Origin of the sequence: Rhizobium sp. Leaf311, from assembly GCF_001423445.1 — a bacterium.
Taxonomy (GTDB): domain Bacteria; phylum Pseudomonadota; class Alphaproteobacteria; order Rhizobiales; family Rhizobiaceae; genus Agrobacterium.
The window spans coordinates 14,418-29,150 of sequence record NZ_LMNZ01000021.1 but is presented as its reverse complement, the minus strand read 5'-3'; the positions used below and the strand labels follow the sequence as shown (position 1 = coordinate 29,150).

General features: G+C 58.0%; 12 protein-coding genes. 7 read left to right on the top strand and 5 right to left on the bottom strand.

Going from position 1 to position 14,733, the window contains the following annotated elements; translation table 11 throughout:
- Positions 1 to 86 precede the first annotated feature (86 nt).
- Positions 87 to 779 (top strand): TetR family transcriptional regulator, encoded by a 693-nt coding sequence (locus tag ASF69_RS19560; RefSeq protein ID WP_062589950.1) that lies wholly within the window; start codon positions 87 to 89, stop codon positions 777 to 779.
- 53 nt (positions 780 to 832) lie between these two features.
- Here ASF69_RS19560 and ASF69_RS19555 read toward each other — a convergent pair whose 3' ends face one another.
- The 5 genes from ASF69_RS19555 to ASF69_RS19535 form a co-directional block, all read right to left on the bottom strand.
- Positions 833 to 1,702 (bottom strand): shikimate dehydrogenase, encoded by an 870-nt coding sequence (locus ASF69_RS19555; protein ID WP_062590179.1) that lies wholly within the window; start codon positions 1,700 to 1,702, stop codon positions 833 to 835.
- Positions 1,703 to 1,768: 66 nt separating this feature from the next.
- Positions 1,769 to 2,530: an amino acid ABC transporter ATP-binding protein gene (locus ASF69_RS19550; RefSeq protein ID WP_062590178.1), complete on the bottom strand. Its 762-nt coding sequence runs from the start codon at positions 2,528 to 2,530 to the stop codon at positions 1,769 to 1,771.
- Positions 2,531 to 2,544: 14 nt separating this feature from the next.
- Positions 2,545 to 3,384 carry a transporter substrate-binding domain-containing protein gene (locus ASF69_RS19545; RefSeq protein ID WP_062589949.1) on the bottom strand — a complete coding sequence of 280 codons (840 nt, stop codon included), beginning with the start codon at positions 3,382 to 3,384 and terminating at the stop codon, positions 2,545 to 2,547.
- Positions 3,385 to 3,418: 34 nt separating this feature from the next.
- On the bottom strand, positions 3,419 to 4,069 hold the full coding sequence (locus tag ASF69_RS19540; RefSeq protein WP_062589948.1) for an amino acid ABC transporter permease: 651 nt from the start codon (positions 4,067 to 4,069) through the stop codon (positions 3,419 to 3,421).
- 10 nt (positions 4,070 to 4,079) lie between these two features.
- Entirely contained in the window at positions 4,080 to 4,748 is a 669-nt protein-coding gene (locus tag ASF69_RS19535; RefSeq protein ID WP_062589947.1) for an amino acid ABC transporter permease, read from the bottom strand.
- Positions 4,749 to 5,126: 378 nt separating this feature from the next.
- Between ASF69_RS19535 and ASF69_RS19530 the strand changes: the two genes are divergently transcribed.
- The 6 genes from ASF69_RS19530 to ASF69_RS19505 all read left to right on the top strand — a co-directional run bounded on the left by ASF69_RS19530 (position 5,127) and on the right by ASF69_RS19505 (position 14,694).
- Positions 5,127 to 6,674: a cryptochrome/photolyase family protein gene (locus ASF69_RS19530; RefSeq protein ID WP_062589946.1), complete on the top strand. Its 1,548-nt coding sequence runs from the start codon at positions 5,127 to 5,129 to the stop codon at positions 6,672 to 6,674.
- A gap of 304 nt (positions 6,675 to 6,978) precedes the next feature.
- A complete protein-coding gene (gene kdpA / locus ASF69_RS19525) occupies positions 6,979 to 8,688 on the top strand; it encodes a potassium-transporting ATPase subunit KdpA (protein ID WP_062589945.1) in 1,710 nt (569 codons plus the stop codon).
- Positions 8,689 to 8,701: 13 nt separating this feature from the next.
- Positions 8,702 to 10,738 (top strand): potassium-transporting ATPase subunit KdpB, encoded by a 2,037-nt coding sequence (kdpB, locus tag ASF69_RS19520; protein ID WP_062589944.1) that lies wholly within the window; start codon positions 8,702 to 8,704, stop codon positions 10,736 to 10,738.
- A 3-nt stretch (positions 10,739 to 10,741) separates the two neighbouring features.
- Positions 10,742 to 11,311 carry a potassium-transporting ATPase subunit KdpC gene (gene kdpC, locus ASF69_RS19515; protein ID WP_062589943.1) on the top strand — a complete coding sequence of 190 codons (570 nt, stop codon included), beginning with the start codon at positions 10,742 to 10,744 and terminating at the stop codon, positions 11,309 to 11,311.
- A gap of 6 nt (positions 11,312 to 11,317) precedes the next feature.
- On the top strand, positions 11,318 to 14,011 hold the full coding sequence (locus ASF69_RS19510) for a sensor histidine kinase KdpD (protein WP_062589942.1): 2,694 nt from the start codon (positions 11,318 to 11,320) through the stop codon (positions 14,009 to 14,011).
- Positions 14,008 to 14,694 (top strand): response regulator, encoded by a 687-nt coding sequence (locus ASF69_RS19505; protein ID WP_062589941.1) that lies wholly within the window; start codon positions 14,008 to 14,010, stop codon positions 14,692 to 14,694. The genes ASF69_RS19510 and ASF69_RS19505 overlap by 4 nt, the downstream gene beginning before the upstream one ends.
- Positions 14,695 to 14,733 lie beyond the last annotated feature (39 nt).

Below are 14,733 nucleotides of genomic sequence, written 5' to 3'. Positions count from 1 at the left end.
TATTGCCTTCCTTTCCGGTGTTATGTACTAATTAGTTAATAATACGGGTTCGGTTTGGGATGGGCTGACCGCTAATGGGTGGAACAATGACGAAAGCCGCAACTTTGAGCAGGCCAACCGCAACGCGGCAGGCCAAGCGCGACCCTGAGGGCGTCAGGCGCGACATTCTTTCGGTGGCGATGGAAGAGTTTTCCCAGAACGGCCTTTCGGGTGCGCGTATCGATGAAATCGCTGCGCGGACCCGCACGTCCAAACGCATGATCTACTATTACTACGGCGACAAGGAAGGCCTGTATCAGCAGGTGCTTGAAGAGGCCTATGCGAAGGTGCGCGGCGGCGAAAGCGATCTTGAGCTTGACGATATGGAGCCACGGGCTGCGCTTGAAAAGCTCTGTCGTTTCACCTTCGACCATCACCGGCGCAACCCGGCATTCATTCGCATGGTGATGATCGAAAACGTCCATCACGGCAGACATATGCAGGCGTCCGAAACCATCCGTCAGCTGAACCGACCCGCAATCGAAGCGCTGGAGGGCGTTCTCGCCAGAGGTCAGAAAAAGGGCGTCTTTCGCGCTGGCATCGAAGCGCTGGAACTGCACTGGCAGATCAGCGCCCTTTCCTTTTTCAATGTCTCGAATTCCGCTACCTTTTCCTTCATTTTCGGGGAAAAGCTGTTTACCGATGAGGGGCAGGAGGCCTTGTCGCGGCATGTTGCCGACATGGTCCTGCGCTACGTGCTTCGTGTCGACCACATGGAAGCCATCGGAACAGGCGATTAGGGCCTTACCCGCAGACAAGTTCAAACGGAGCTTTGGCTGCGGTGCTGCGTGTCTCATCCCACGGCCTCGGCTTCACACAATTCCTTGAAATGCGCTGCCATCCGGTCAGAATCGGGCTCCCGCTCGGCAAATAGCCGGAACGCTCCAACCGCCTGGAACACGGCCATTCCACCGCCGGGCAGGGTCTTGCAGCCCTTCGCTTCCGCTGCTGCCAAGAGCGCTGTCACCAGCGGCATATAAACGATATCAGCGACCCAGTGGCGGCTTTCGAGAAGCTCTTCCGCAACGGGAATTCCCGGATGCGCTGGCATCCCCACCGGTGTGGCGTGGATCAAGCCATCGGCATGGGGAAGCGACTGCCCGGGCGCTTCGACCGTAAAGGCGCGTTTGCTCCCGAAACGCTCGTTGAGCTGTTCTGCCAGCTGTCGGGCACGCTCCTTGTCCTGATCGAAGATATCGAGATGCCTGATATCGAGCTTCAACGCCGCGTGTGCGACCGCAACCCCGGCGCCGCCCGCGCCGATTAGAAGAGCCCGGTCGCGTTTCGCATTGGGCAAGCCCCGCTTGAAGCTCTCGAAAAAGCCGTACCAATCCGTGTTGTGACCGGTGCGCTTTCCATCGCGAAAGACGACGGTGTTGACCGCGCCGAGCATACGGGCATCGTCCGACAAAGCGTCGAGGTGGGAAATGACGCGTTGTTTGAAAGGGTGGGTGATGTTCAAGCCTGCAAAGCCGCGCGCCTGCGCTTCATCCAGCAGCTGGGGCAGGGCGCTTTCCGCCAGATTTCGGGCGTGGATGTCCATCAGCTCATAGGAATAGTCGATCCCGTGCGCCTTGCCCTCGCGCATATGCATGGGCGGGGTCTTGGAAAGCTGGATGTCGGCACCAATCAGCCCGACTTTCAGGGATGGTCTGTCTGTCATGGAATGCATACTCGTCGATTGATGTGGTGACCCAGCCCGCATCTGGCGCTGTTGTCCGTCGTCTCGTCAGTGATGGGCGAGAATTTCGCCAAGGAACGTGCGTGTCCGCTGATGTTTGGGATCACGGAAAAACTCTTCAGGCGGGGCTTCCTCGATGATCTCGCCGGAGGCCATGAACACCACGCGGTCTGCAACCTGACGGGCAAAGCCCATTTCGTGTGTCACGCAGATCATGGTCATGCCATCTCGGGCAAGTCCGATCATCGTGTCCAGCACTTCCTTGACCATTTCCGGATCCAGCGCCGATGTGGGCTCGTCAAACAGCATGGCTTTAGGCTCCATGCACAATGCCCGGGCAATTGCCGCACGTTGCTGCTGGCCGCCCGACAACTGGGCCGGATATTTTTCCGCCTGATCGAGAATGCGAACGCGTTCGAGATATTTGCGAGCGATTGTCTCGGCCTCGGCTTTGGAAAGACCTTTTGCCCGCATCGGTGCCAAAGTGCAGTTTTCGAGAATTGTCTTGTGCGGGAACAGATTGAAGTTCTGAAACACCATGCCGACTTCGCGCCGGACGGTATCGATTGCGGCGGCAGAACTCGTCAGCTTCGTTCCCTCGACGGTGATCGTGCCGCCCTGGGTATCTTCGAGATGATTGATGCAGCGGATCAGTGTTGATTTGCCCGAGCCGGACGGCCCGCAAAGGACGATTTTCTCGCCTTTGCGAACCGAAAGGTTGATGTTCTTCAGGGCATGAAAGGCTCCATACCACTTCTCCACCCCTTCAAGGGCAATCAGCGGAACCTGCGCGGCGGTATCTTGCGGCATGGTAACCTCCTTCATTACTTGGCTGTGAACGGGATCTCAGGCAGGGATGCCGGGAAGCTTGGAACGTCGCGCTTCATCCACTTGGTGTAGATCTTTGCGAGTTCTCCATCGCCCTTGATCTTGGTCAGGAAGGCGTTGATCGTTTCGTTCCAGTCCTTCTCGCCCGGACGCGTGCCTGCGCCGTTGTAAAGGGTCGTCAGATCGAACTTCGATTCGTACTTGCCTGCTGCGGCTGCATTCAGGCGGTCGCCGTAGAACTGATTGCCGCCAACAACTTCGACCTGGCCGGAAATGAGAGCCTGAATGTTGGCTGCGTCATCATCGAAGCGCAGAATATTGGCCTTCGTGCCTGCACCGGCAGTAATTGCCGTGTCCATCGCGCTCGACTTCGGCACGCCGACAGCGACACCGGAAAGGTCGTCAAAGCCAGCGATCTTCTTGTCCTTCGGCCCATAGACGGACAGGACGTTGCCGGCATATGGCTGCGAGAACTGGATCGTCTTCGCACGCTCGGCGGTCATGCCCATGGTGGCGAAGAGAACGTCGACCTTGCCGGTCATCAGCGCTGGAATGCGGTTGGCAACGGCCAGCGGCACGAACTCAGCCTTCACGCCGAGGTATTCGGCAAAAGCCTTGCCAATGTCGGCATCGAGGCCGTCTTGAACGCCGCTCGAATTGACGAAGCCCCAAGGCGAGTTATCGCCCTGAATACCGATGACCACTTTGCCCTTGGCCTTTGCCTCATCGACCGTGCCTGCAAAGGCATCCACCGGTGCGATAAATGGCAATGCGACCGTTGCAGCGGCCAATGCAAGAATGGCGCGGCGGTTTAGTTTTACACTCTTGGATTTCATCTTTTGCTCCTCCTAACAAAGCTGATGACGGATACTATCGCGATGCAGTCTGCAGTCGCTTTTCGACGCTGGCGCCCCAAAGAGAAAGCGGCCAGCAAATCAGGAAGTAGATCAGGCCAACGATGGCAAAAACCGTCAGAGGCTTGAAGGTCTGGTTGGAAACGATCTGTCCGGCGCGGGACAGTTCAACAAAGCCGACAATGGCGGCCAGCGACGTGCCCTTGATGAGCTGGACCATGAAGCCGATTGTCGCCGGGAGCGATATCTTGAAAGCCTGCGGCAGGACGACGTCCTTCATGCGGGACACGTAGTGAAGCCCAAGCGCCTTGGCGGCCTCGGTCTGGCCCTTTGACACCGCCTGGATGCCACCACGCCAGATTTCACCCAGAAAGGCACTGGCATGAAGCGTAAATGCAATGGCAACCGCGATCCATGCGTCGATGTCGAGGCCAACCAGCCCAACGCCGTAATATACGACAAAAAGCTGCATGAGGAGCGGCGTGCCCTGAAACACCGCGATATAACCGGCGGTGATACGCTGCCCGATGGGGCTTTCCGCAGTTCTGGCAAGCGCCACGCACAGGCCGAAGATGCCGCCGCCGATAAAGCCGATAACCGTCAGTGCAAGGGTCCACTTCAGGCCCTGCATGAGGAAGAACAATTCGTTGGGACCGATAGGCGTCATTGTTTCCCCCTCACTTGACCGGATAGCTGAAAGACAGGCGAGAAATCACCGAGAAAACGCCCATCATCAGGGAGGAAATGACGAGGTAGAGCAGCGTGATCGAGAAGTAGACCTCAAAGGACCGGAAGGTTTCCGCCTCGATCCTCTGGGCAACCGACGTCAACTCATATGCGGCAATGGATGTGCAGACAGAGGTCGTCAGCGTCAGCATGATGAACTGGCTGGTCAAGGAAGGGTAGACGGCGCGCAGGGCTGGCTTGAGGATGATGTGGCGGAAGATCTGCGCACGTCGCAGTCCCAGCGCAAGACCTGCCTCGACCTGACCTTTGGGAATTGCATCCACACCGCCGCGAATGATCTCGATGGCATAGGCGCCGCCGTTTAAGGCAAGCGCGACGACGGCAGTGGTTGTCGGATTCAGCCGCAGGCCCAGTTGGGGAAGCGCAAAGAAGATGAAAAAGATCTGGACCAGAAACGGTGTGTTGCGGATGAGTTCGACAAAGCCGATGACGAGCGCTCGCAGAGGCTTGAAACGCGAACCGCGCGCGACGACACCGAGAACGCCGATGATCATCGCGAAGAACATGCCGGCCAGTGCCAGCCCGATCGTTGCAAGGCACGCAAGCAGTAACTCGGGCAGGCGGTCATAGACAGCCGAAAAATCAAGCGTGTAAGACATTCATCCTCCCTTTTCGGCCAGAGCTATTCTCTGCTCTTTCCTCACAGCCGCCACCGCCTTTTACCGTGGTGGATGTCAAACTGCACGTCCACGCCTCCCGCGCTGACGGCTGTAACATTATTGTTTGTACCAGTTAGTTCATTTGTGTCAAGCGACGTCGAAACGGATTGCGTTGATCTCGAAAACTGACCTTGAAAGTCTGTAGAAATGCCGCGCCAAGCCCTGTGGATTTCTGCTGTCCTATACTCAAATCGGCGCCTCGCAGAACGCCAGTTGCGGGACACTGTACTATCTGCGGCACTTTTTTCCGCTCAGATCGTTCCCTGATCCGTTGAGCTCACGCCTTCGTATCTCATCGAAACGTCAGAGAGTCCCGCCATGTCCCGTTGCCGCAATCTCATCTTCATTCTGGGCGATCAGTTATCCCTTGAGATTTCGTCGCTGGAGGGCGCTGACCCCGCCAACGACGTGGTTCTCATGTGCGAGGTGGCAGAGGAAACGACCTATGTTCGCCACCATCGCAAGAAGATAATCCTTATCCTCTCGGCAATGCGGCATTTTGCAGAAGAGCTTTCTGCCAAAGGGTTCGAGGTCCGCTATATCAGGCTTGATGATGATGAAAACACCGGCTCTTTCACTGGAGAACTGAAGAGGGCGGTTGGCAGCCTCAACCCGGAACATATCGTTGTGACCGAGCCGGGGGAATGGCGCGTGTTGCACGCCATGCAAAACTGGGAAGAGCAGATGGGCCGGTCCGTGGATATCAGGACCGATCGCAGGTTCATTGCCTCCCATGAAGACTTTCGGCAATGGGCCGAAGGGCGCAAACAGATGACGATGGAGTTTTTCTATCGCGAAATGCGCCGCAAGACCGGTCTCCTGATGGAAGGCGATCAGCCGGTTTCCGGGCGATGGAACTATGACAGCGAAAACCGGGCCCCTGCAAAGACCGACTTGTTCCGCCCGCGTCATCCAACCTTCGCACCGGATGAAACGACACGCTCCGTCATGGAACTGGTCGATGCGCGCTTTCCCGACCATATGGGCAAGGCCAAGGGATTTTCGTTTGCGGTGACGCGCAAAGATGCCGAAAAGGCAGCGGACGCGTTCATTGTCGACTTTCTGCCGCGGTTTGGAGAAACGCAGGATGCGATGGTGAGAGACGATCCGAACCTCAACCACTCGCTCATTTCCTTTTACATCAATATCGGCTTTCTCGATCCGCTGGCCGTATGTCAGGCGGCAGAAAGGGCCTATCTGCAGGGGGATGCCCCCATCAATGCCGTGGAGGGCTTCATCCGCCAGATCATTGGCTGGCGGGAATACATCCGGGGTGTCTACTGGATATTCATGCCCGACTATGCGCGAAAAAATTTTCTGGATGCCAGCCGGCCGCTTCCGGACTTCTACTGGAGCGGAAAAACCGACATGGCTTGCCTGGCAACGGTCATCCGTGAAACCATCGACAACGCCTACGCCCACCATATTCAAAGGTTGATGATCACAGGCAATTTCGCTTTGCTTGCCGGGCTTGATCCCCATTCCGTCCACGAATGGTATCTGGAAGTCTATGCTGATGCCTATGAGTGGGTGGAGCTGCCCAATGTGATCGGCATGAGCCAGTTTGCCGATGGCGGCCTTCTCGGATCGAAACCTTATGCCGCCAGCGGCGCCTATATTTCCCGAATGTCTGATTACTGCGAAAACTGTCGCTATGACGTTCACCGCAAGACCGGCGAGGGGGCATGTCCGTTCAATGCGCTCTATTGGGATTTTCTGGACAGAAATGCCGAAAAGCTATCTGGCAATCGAAGGCTGGCCCAGCCTTACGCGACATGGCGGCGGATGAGCGATACAAAACGCGAGGATTACAGGCAGAGCGCCCGCCTGTTCCTGCAGAAGCTCGATAAAGGAGAGCCGGTCTAGACGGGTGGCGCTCTTCTTTATGTTTTCCTTATGTGCCTTACCTTTATTCCCAATCGAACCCTGACGCGGTCCGGACGTAAGCTTGCCTCCTCATCATAGGAGAAACACATGTCCGACATTGTCTTCATTCTCACTGGCAGTTGCGTGCTGATTGGCTTTGCCCTTTACGCCCGCGCGCTAAGCTCATTGTGAGGACGGCATGATCGAAGCTTTGCTTGCGCTGGCCGTGGCCGGCGCTCTTGTCGTCTATCTCGTCGTGACGCTGTTGCGTCCCGAGCGCTTCTGACCTTCGGGGAGAATTTCCATGACCATTATCGGGTGGCTGCAGATCAGCCTCCTCTTCCTCGCCGTGCTCTGCGTCGTCAAACCGCTGGGCCTTTATATGGCGAAGGTGTTTTCGGGCGAAAGGACCTTTCTTTCTCCTGTTCTCGTGCCGATTGAGCGCGGCATCTACCGTGCCTGTGGTACCAGCATGGACAAGGAGCAGGGCTGGCTGGCCTATACGCTTTCCATGCTGGCCTTTTCGCTGGCGAGCTTCCTCTTCCTCTACGGGATTTTGCGGCTGCAGGCCTATCTGCCTTTCAATCCGCAGGATTTTGTCGGTGTTCCGCCTGATCTCGCATTCAACACTGCCGTCAGCTTTGTCACCAACACGAACTGGCAGAACTATGCTGGCGAAGCGACGATGAGTCATTTCAGCCAGATGGTCGGCCTGACTGTCCAGAACTTCCTGTCGGGGGCGGTTGGTATTGCCATGGCAATGGCGTTCACGCGCGCCTTCATGCGTTCCCAGGCGACGACACTTGGCAATTTCTGGGTGGATATGACCAGGGCGACGCTTTACGTGCTTGTGCCGTTGGCACTCGTCATCGCACTGGTCTTTGTCTGGACCGGCGTGCCTCAAACGCTCGACGCCAGCGTGACGGCAACGACCCTTGAAGGTGCCCAGCAGGTCATCTCGCTTGGACCGGTTGCCAGCCAGGAAGCTATCAAGCAGCTGGGAACGAATGGCGGCGGCTTCTTCAATGCCAATGCGGCCCATCCCTTTGAAAATCCGACCGCATTTTCGAACTACATCAACATTTTCGCAATGTTGTGCGTGTCTTCTGCGCTGGTTTACACCTTTGGCCAGATGGTCGGTAATCGCCGCCAGGGCTGGGTGCTGCTGTCGGCAATGGCCATCCTGCTCATCGCCGGTGTTGCAACGATCTACTGGGCGGAAGCGTCCGGCAACTCCATCGTCACCGCGCTTGGCGTTGATGCCCTGCAGGGCAACATGGAGGGCAAGGAACTGCGCTTCGGCCAGGCCATGACCGCGCTCTATGCCGCCGTTACCACCGGCCTTTCGAATGGTGGTGTAAACGGTATGCACGGCTCCTTTACGGGACTAGGCGGCTTGGTGCCGATGTTTCTGATCCAGCTCGGAGAAATCCTTCCCGGTGGCGTCGGTTCAGGCCTCTATGGGATGCTTGTCTTTGCTCTTCTGGCGGTCTTCGTTGCTGGCCTGATGGTTGGCAGGACCCCGGAGTTTCTGGGCAAGAAGATTGAGGGACGGGAAATGAAATGCGCCATGCTGGCCGTTCTCATTCTGCCTTTGACCATCCTCGGATTTTCAGCGGTCTCGGCCATGTTGCCATCTGCCGTTGCCAGTATCGGTACGGCTGGTCCTCATGGTCTCTCGGAAATCCTCTATGCCTTTACGTCTGCCGCCGGCAATAATGGTTCGGCCTTCGGTGGCCTTTCGGGCAATACCAGCTGGTACAACACGACGCTTGGGCTCGCCATGTTGCTCGGACGGTTCGCCTACGCCATCCCGGTCATGGCTATCGCCGGTTCGCTTGCCGCAAAGGTCCGCGTTCCTGCCTCCACCGGCACCTTCCCAACAGATGGTCCGCTCTTTGTCGGACTTCTGGTCGGTATCATCCTCATCCTGGGCGGGCTTCAATATTTCCCGGCTCTGGCACTTGGGCCCATCGTCGAACATTTCGCCATGCTGGCCGGTCAGACCTTCTAAAGGAAAACAATAAATGTCACAAAAGCCGGAAAAACCTGGTCTTTTTGATCCAGCCATCATCTTGCCCGCCATCAAGCAGGCATTTGTCAAGCTCGATCCCCGACAACTCATACGAACACCCGTCATCTTCGTGACGGAAGTGGTGGCCGCTATGGTGACCGTCATTTTTGTTCGAGACGCCCTGGCAGGCAACGGCGCGGCTGGCTTCTCTGGCCAGATTGCCGCCTGGTTGTGGTTCACGGTCCTGTTTGCCACCTTCGCAGAAGCGGTGGCGGAAGGACGTGGCCGCGCACAGGCGGAAAGCCTCAAACGCAGCCGCTCCGATCTTACCGCGCGTCGCATTGGCGCCAACGGCACCATCGAGACGGTTCCCGCCACCATGCTCGCGCTGGGCGACGTGGTGGTGGTGGAAGCGGGAGAGCTCATTCCCGGAGATGGAGAGGTCATCGAAGGCGTTGCCTCCGTCAATGAAAGCGCCATCACCGGCGAGTCCGCCCCCGTGATCCGCGAGTCCGGCGGCGACCGCTCTGCCGTGACGGGGGGAACGCAGGTTCTCTCCGACCAGCTGAAGATCCGCATCACCACACCGCAGGGCGCAAGTTTTGTGGATCGAATGATTGCGCTCATCGAAGGGGCAGAACGGCAGAAGACACCGAATGAAATTGCCCTGTCCATCCTGCTTTCCGGCCTTACCCTTGTGTTCCTGATCGTCGTCCTGACTATCTGGGGTCTGGCAGGCTACTCCGGCACCGTCCTTTCGGTCACGGTTCTTGCGGCGCTGCTCGTTACGCTCATTCCTACGACCATTGGTGGGCTGCTTTCTGCAATCGGCATAGCCGGGATGGACCGCCTTGTCCGCTTCAACGTCATTGCCACATCGGGGCGTGCGGTCGAAGCCGCGGGCGATGTCGATACACTTCTTCTGGACAAGACAGGCACGATCACCTTCGGCAACCGAATGGCGGCAGACTTCATTGCCGCCCCTGGTGTAACGCAGCATCAACTTGCCGAGGCAGCACTTCTTGCCAGCCTGTCGGATGAAACGCCGGAGGGGCGTTCCATTGCGGCACTTGCGACCGGAGAATTTGGCCTTTCCACTCCAAAGGCCGTTGTCGACAGCACGATTGCGTTCAGTGCACAGACCCGTCTTTCAGGCGTCGATATGGGGTCTCATCAGTTGCGAAAGGGTGCCATTGATGCCGTCCTGAAATTTACCGGACTGACGGACAAGGATGCTCCGCGTGAATTTATGCAGGCGGTGGACAGCGTCGCACGGTCTGGCGGCACGCCGCTTGGCGTGGCGGATGGGAAACGTCTGCTCGGCGTCATTCATCTCAAAGACGTCGTCAAACCTGACATCAAGGAGCGTTTCGCAGCGCTTCGTGCCATGGGCATTCGTACTGTCATGGTGACGGGTGACAACCCGGTCACGGCCGCGGCCATCGCTTCTGAAGCCGGTGTCGACGATTTTCTCGCCGAAGCCACGCCTGAAGACAAGCTCGCTTATATCCGACGCGAGCAGCAGGGCGGCCGTCTGATCGCCATGTGTGGAGATGGCACAAATGATGCGCCCGCTTTGGCGCAGGCGGATGTGGGTGTTGCGATGCAGAGCGGAACCCAGGCGGCGCGAGAAGCCGCAAACATGGTCGATCTCGATTCCAGCCCGACCAAGCTCATCGAGATTGTTGAAATCGGCAAGCAGTTGCTGATGACACGCGGATCTTTGACGACATTCTCCATCGCCAATGACGTTGCAAAATACTTTGCGATCATCCCGGCTCTGTTCGTAACGACCTATCCTGCACTCACCGCCTTTAACATCATGGGGCTTTCCACGCCGCAATCGGCCATCCTGTCGGCGGTCATCTTCAATGCGCTCATCATTATCGCACTCATACCCCTCGCCCTGAAGGGTATAGCCTACCGGCCATCCAGTGCTGCTGCACTCTTGCGCCGTAACCTGCTGATCTATGGTTTCGGGGGGCTTTTGCTGCCTTTCGCCGGGATCAAGCTTGTCGATATGGCCGTTACGGCCCTGCATCTGGTGTAAATCATGTTGAAACTTGTCAGACCCGCCTTTGTCATTCTCGTTCTTCTGACGCTCGTCACCGGTGTTGCCTATCCGCTTGCGGTCACCGGCATCGCGCAGGTGCTCATGCCGCAACAGGCCAATGGCAGCGTCATCAGGCGCGGCGATGCGGTCATAGGCTCCGACCTCATCGGCCAGAATTTCACGTCACCGCGTTATTTCTGGTCTCGTCCGTCCGCGACGTCGCCCGATCCCTATAATGCATCGGCTTCATCCGGCTCGAACCTGGGCACAACATCGGCCAAGCTGCGCGATCGCGTTGCGGGTGATGTCGAGCGGTTGAAATCCACCGGCATTACGGGCTCCATCCCCGCAGATGCCGTGACGACATCCGGTTCTGGTCTTGATCCGCACATCTCGCCGGAATTTGCCCTGGCGCAGGTCGATCGCATAGCGGCTGCGCGGCAACTCCCTGTCGAGCAGGTCAGGGCTCTGCTTGACAAAACTATCGAGGGTGCGGCCTTCGGAATTGTCGGGCAACCGCGCGTGAATGTGCTAGAACTCAACCTTGCGCTGGATGCGCTCAAGAGCTGATATTGTATGCCGACGAACGAGCCTTACGGGACCAACCGTCCTGACCCTGACGCATTGCTTGCCCTGGCGGATAAAGACCGCCGGGGCAAGCTGACGATTTTTCTTGGCGCTGCGCCGGGCGTCGGCAAGACCTATGCGATGCTCAACCGCGCCCAGAGATTGGCGGCAGACGGGTTTGAAATCGTGGTGGGGCTGACGGAGACCCATGGGCGCAGTGAAACCTCGGCTCTGCTGGCTGGTCTGGAAGTGCTGCCTCGTGTGCAGGTGGCGTATTACGGCAAGGACTTGCAGGAATTCGATCTCGATGCTGCTCTGGCGAGAAAGCCGGGCACGATCATCGTGGATGAGCTGGCCCATTCCAACCCCGAAGGATTTCGCCATCCCAAAAGATATCAGGACATAGAGGAACTGATAGAAGCGGGAATAGACGTATGGACCGCGCTCAATATCCAGCATCTTGAAAGCCTTTCCGATCTGGTTGCGCAGATCACCGGCGTGAATGTGCGCGAGAGAGTTCCCGATACCGTCTTGAAGAAGGCGGATGAGGTCGTGCTTGTGGATTTGCCGCCCGCCGAGCTCATTACGCGACTGCAGGAGGGCAAGGTCTATCTTCCGGCAAGCGCCAAACGCGCCGCAGACCGGTTTTTTCGCCTGGGCAACCTGACCGCGTTGCGCGAGCTGGCCCTGCGGCGCACCGCAGACCGGGTTGATGACCAGATGATCGATTATCTGCGTCAGAACGCAATTGAGGGACCGTGGGCGACGTCGGAAAGGCTTCTCGTCTGTATCGGCTCCGACATCCTGTCGGAGAAGGTGGTTCGGGTAGCCAGCCGCCTGGCATCCGGGCTGAATGCGCCGTGGCTGGTCGTCAGTATTGCGCATTCAGACCGTGAAACGCTTGATGATGACGAGCTTCGCCGCATCGATGACACCTTCCGGCTTGCCGAAAAACTGGGAGCGGAGACACGGCGCATAACCGGCAGCAACTTCGTGACGGAAATCCTGAAACTTGCCAGACGGGAGCACGCCACGCAGATCGTGATCGGCTCTCACTGTCGCTCATGGTTTCGAAACCCTTTGCGCAGCAGCCTTGCCGATGCGTTGACGCGGGAAATGAGCGGCATAGGGCTTCACCTCGTCACTGCCGATGAAAAATCGGGCCGTCAGGCGTCTACGAGGAGAGCCTGGCCAAAACTTCCCACTCTTGCAAAGCCACTTGGCATTGCCTTTCTATGCGTCTTGCCGGCCGCCTTGATCGGCGCGCTGATAGACCGCATCGTCTACCTGCCGAATATATCACTGCTGTTTCTGATTGCTGTCCTGGCCGCTGCGACCTATGCCGGTTTTGCTGCCGCCCTCATGGCGGCCATGCTGTCCGCCTTGGCATACAACTTCTTTTTCATACCCCCGCTTTACACATTCACCATCGCCTCGCCGCATGAGGTGTTTGCGCTCTGCATCTTTGTCGTGGCGGCCATTCTGGCCGGTAGTCTCGGATCACGCATCCGCGAACAGGCAAAGACCGCCCGCGCTCGCGCCGCCGCCATGCAGGCGCTGTACGACTTTGCCCGTAAGCTTTCCGGCACCGCCGATGTCGATGAGGTGCTTTGGGCTTCCGTCAGCCAGCTTCATGCCGGCATTAACAGAAACATCGTCTTTCTGCGGGCAAGTGGCGATACGTTGGAGACAGCTGCAGCCTGGCCGCCCGATACGGAGCTTGGCATTGCCGAGATCGCGGCCGCACGCTGGGCCAATACCAGAAACGAACCCGCCGGCGCTGGCACCGGAACGCTGCCAAATTGCCGCTTCCAGTTTCGACCCCTGACCAGCCCGCATGGCGTGGTCGGTGTCTGCGGATACGAGGTGGGCAACGAGGCGCTGGATTCAAACGCCGAGCGCATGTTCTCCGCAATCATAGACCAGACTGCCACCGCGATTGACCGCGCACGCCTGTCTTCCGAAAGCGCCAAGCAGGCAGTGAGGCTGGAAAGCGAGCGTTACAGGGAGGCACTTTTATCCTCCATTTCGCATGATCTGCGCACTCCGCTTGCCACGATCACCGGTGCCGTGACGAGCCTGCGGGAGCTTGGCGAGAAGATGACGCCCGAAAGCCGCGACGATCTTCTGCAGTCCATAGAGGAGGAAGGCGCGCGTCTCAGCCGTTTTGTCGCAAACCTCCTCGACATGACACGGATTTCGACCGGAACGCTGAAAGCCAAGCGCGACTGGGTCGATGTGGGCGATGTGGTCCGCTCTGCCGTGGCGCGGGCGCGCAGGTATTTTCCAGCCCAGCCCTTCGAAACGGGCATTGCAGCAGACCTGCCGCTGTTGCGTGGTGACAGCGTGCTCTTGGAGCAGGTCCTGTTCAACCTTCTGGACAACGCCGCCAAATACGGCGGCGGCGATGCCGTCAATGTCTACGCCCGCTGTGATGGCAAGGAGGTGGTCCTCTCGGTAACGGACCTTGGCAAGGGTATTCCGGCCGGTGAGCTTGATCGAATTTTCGAGAAATTCTACCGCCGCTCCAAGACGGATGGACGCTCTCCCGGCACCGGCCTTGGTCTTTCCATTGCCCGTGGCTTCGTTGAAGCCCTTGGAGGGCGCATCCATGCCGAAAGCCCGGCTGTGAGGAAGAGAGGCACTCGTATTGTCATGCGTTTCCCGGTAGAGGAAAGAGACCGAACGCAAGGACTGACATGACGCTTGCCCGTATTCTCGTTGTTGATGATGAGCCGCAGATCCGCCGTTTCCTAAGGCCGGCGCTGGCCGCTGCAGGCTATGATGTCATCGAGGCGGAGAACGGCGCCGATGCCCTCAAGGCCGTTGCAACGGCAGCGCCCGATGCGGTCATTCTCGATCTGGGGCTTCCCGATATGGATGGCAAGGACGTTATCGCCAGCCTCCGCGGCTGGTCTACCATCCCCATCATCATCCTGTCCGCACGGGACAGGGAGGCAGAGAAGATTGCCGCGCTCGATCTGGGGGCGGATGATTATATCGAAAAGCCTTTTGGCATAGGCGAACTTACCGCCCGTATCAGAACGGCAATGCGCCACCGCGTGGATGCCAGCAAGGCTCCATCGCTGGTCAATGCGGATGGTTTGCTGATCGATGTGGTTCAGCGCATCGTGTCGCGGAACGGTCAGTCCATTCGCCTGACGCCGAAGGAATACGACCTCCTCGCCCTGCTTTCACATCATGCTGGCCGTGTGGTCACACATCGAACCCTTTTGACGTCCGTGTGGGGGCCTGCCCATGAAGAGGATCTGCATTATTTGCGTGTCTTCATTGGTCAGCTGCGCCAGAAAATCGAAAAAGATCCGGCGCAGCCAAAAATCGTTCAGACAGAGCCAGGCGTTGGCTATCGGCTGGTCGGTGATTGAGCTTTGTTGAAGAAATGGCCGCTCGCGGCGGCCAATTTC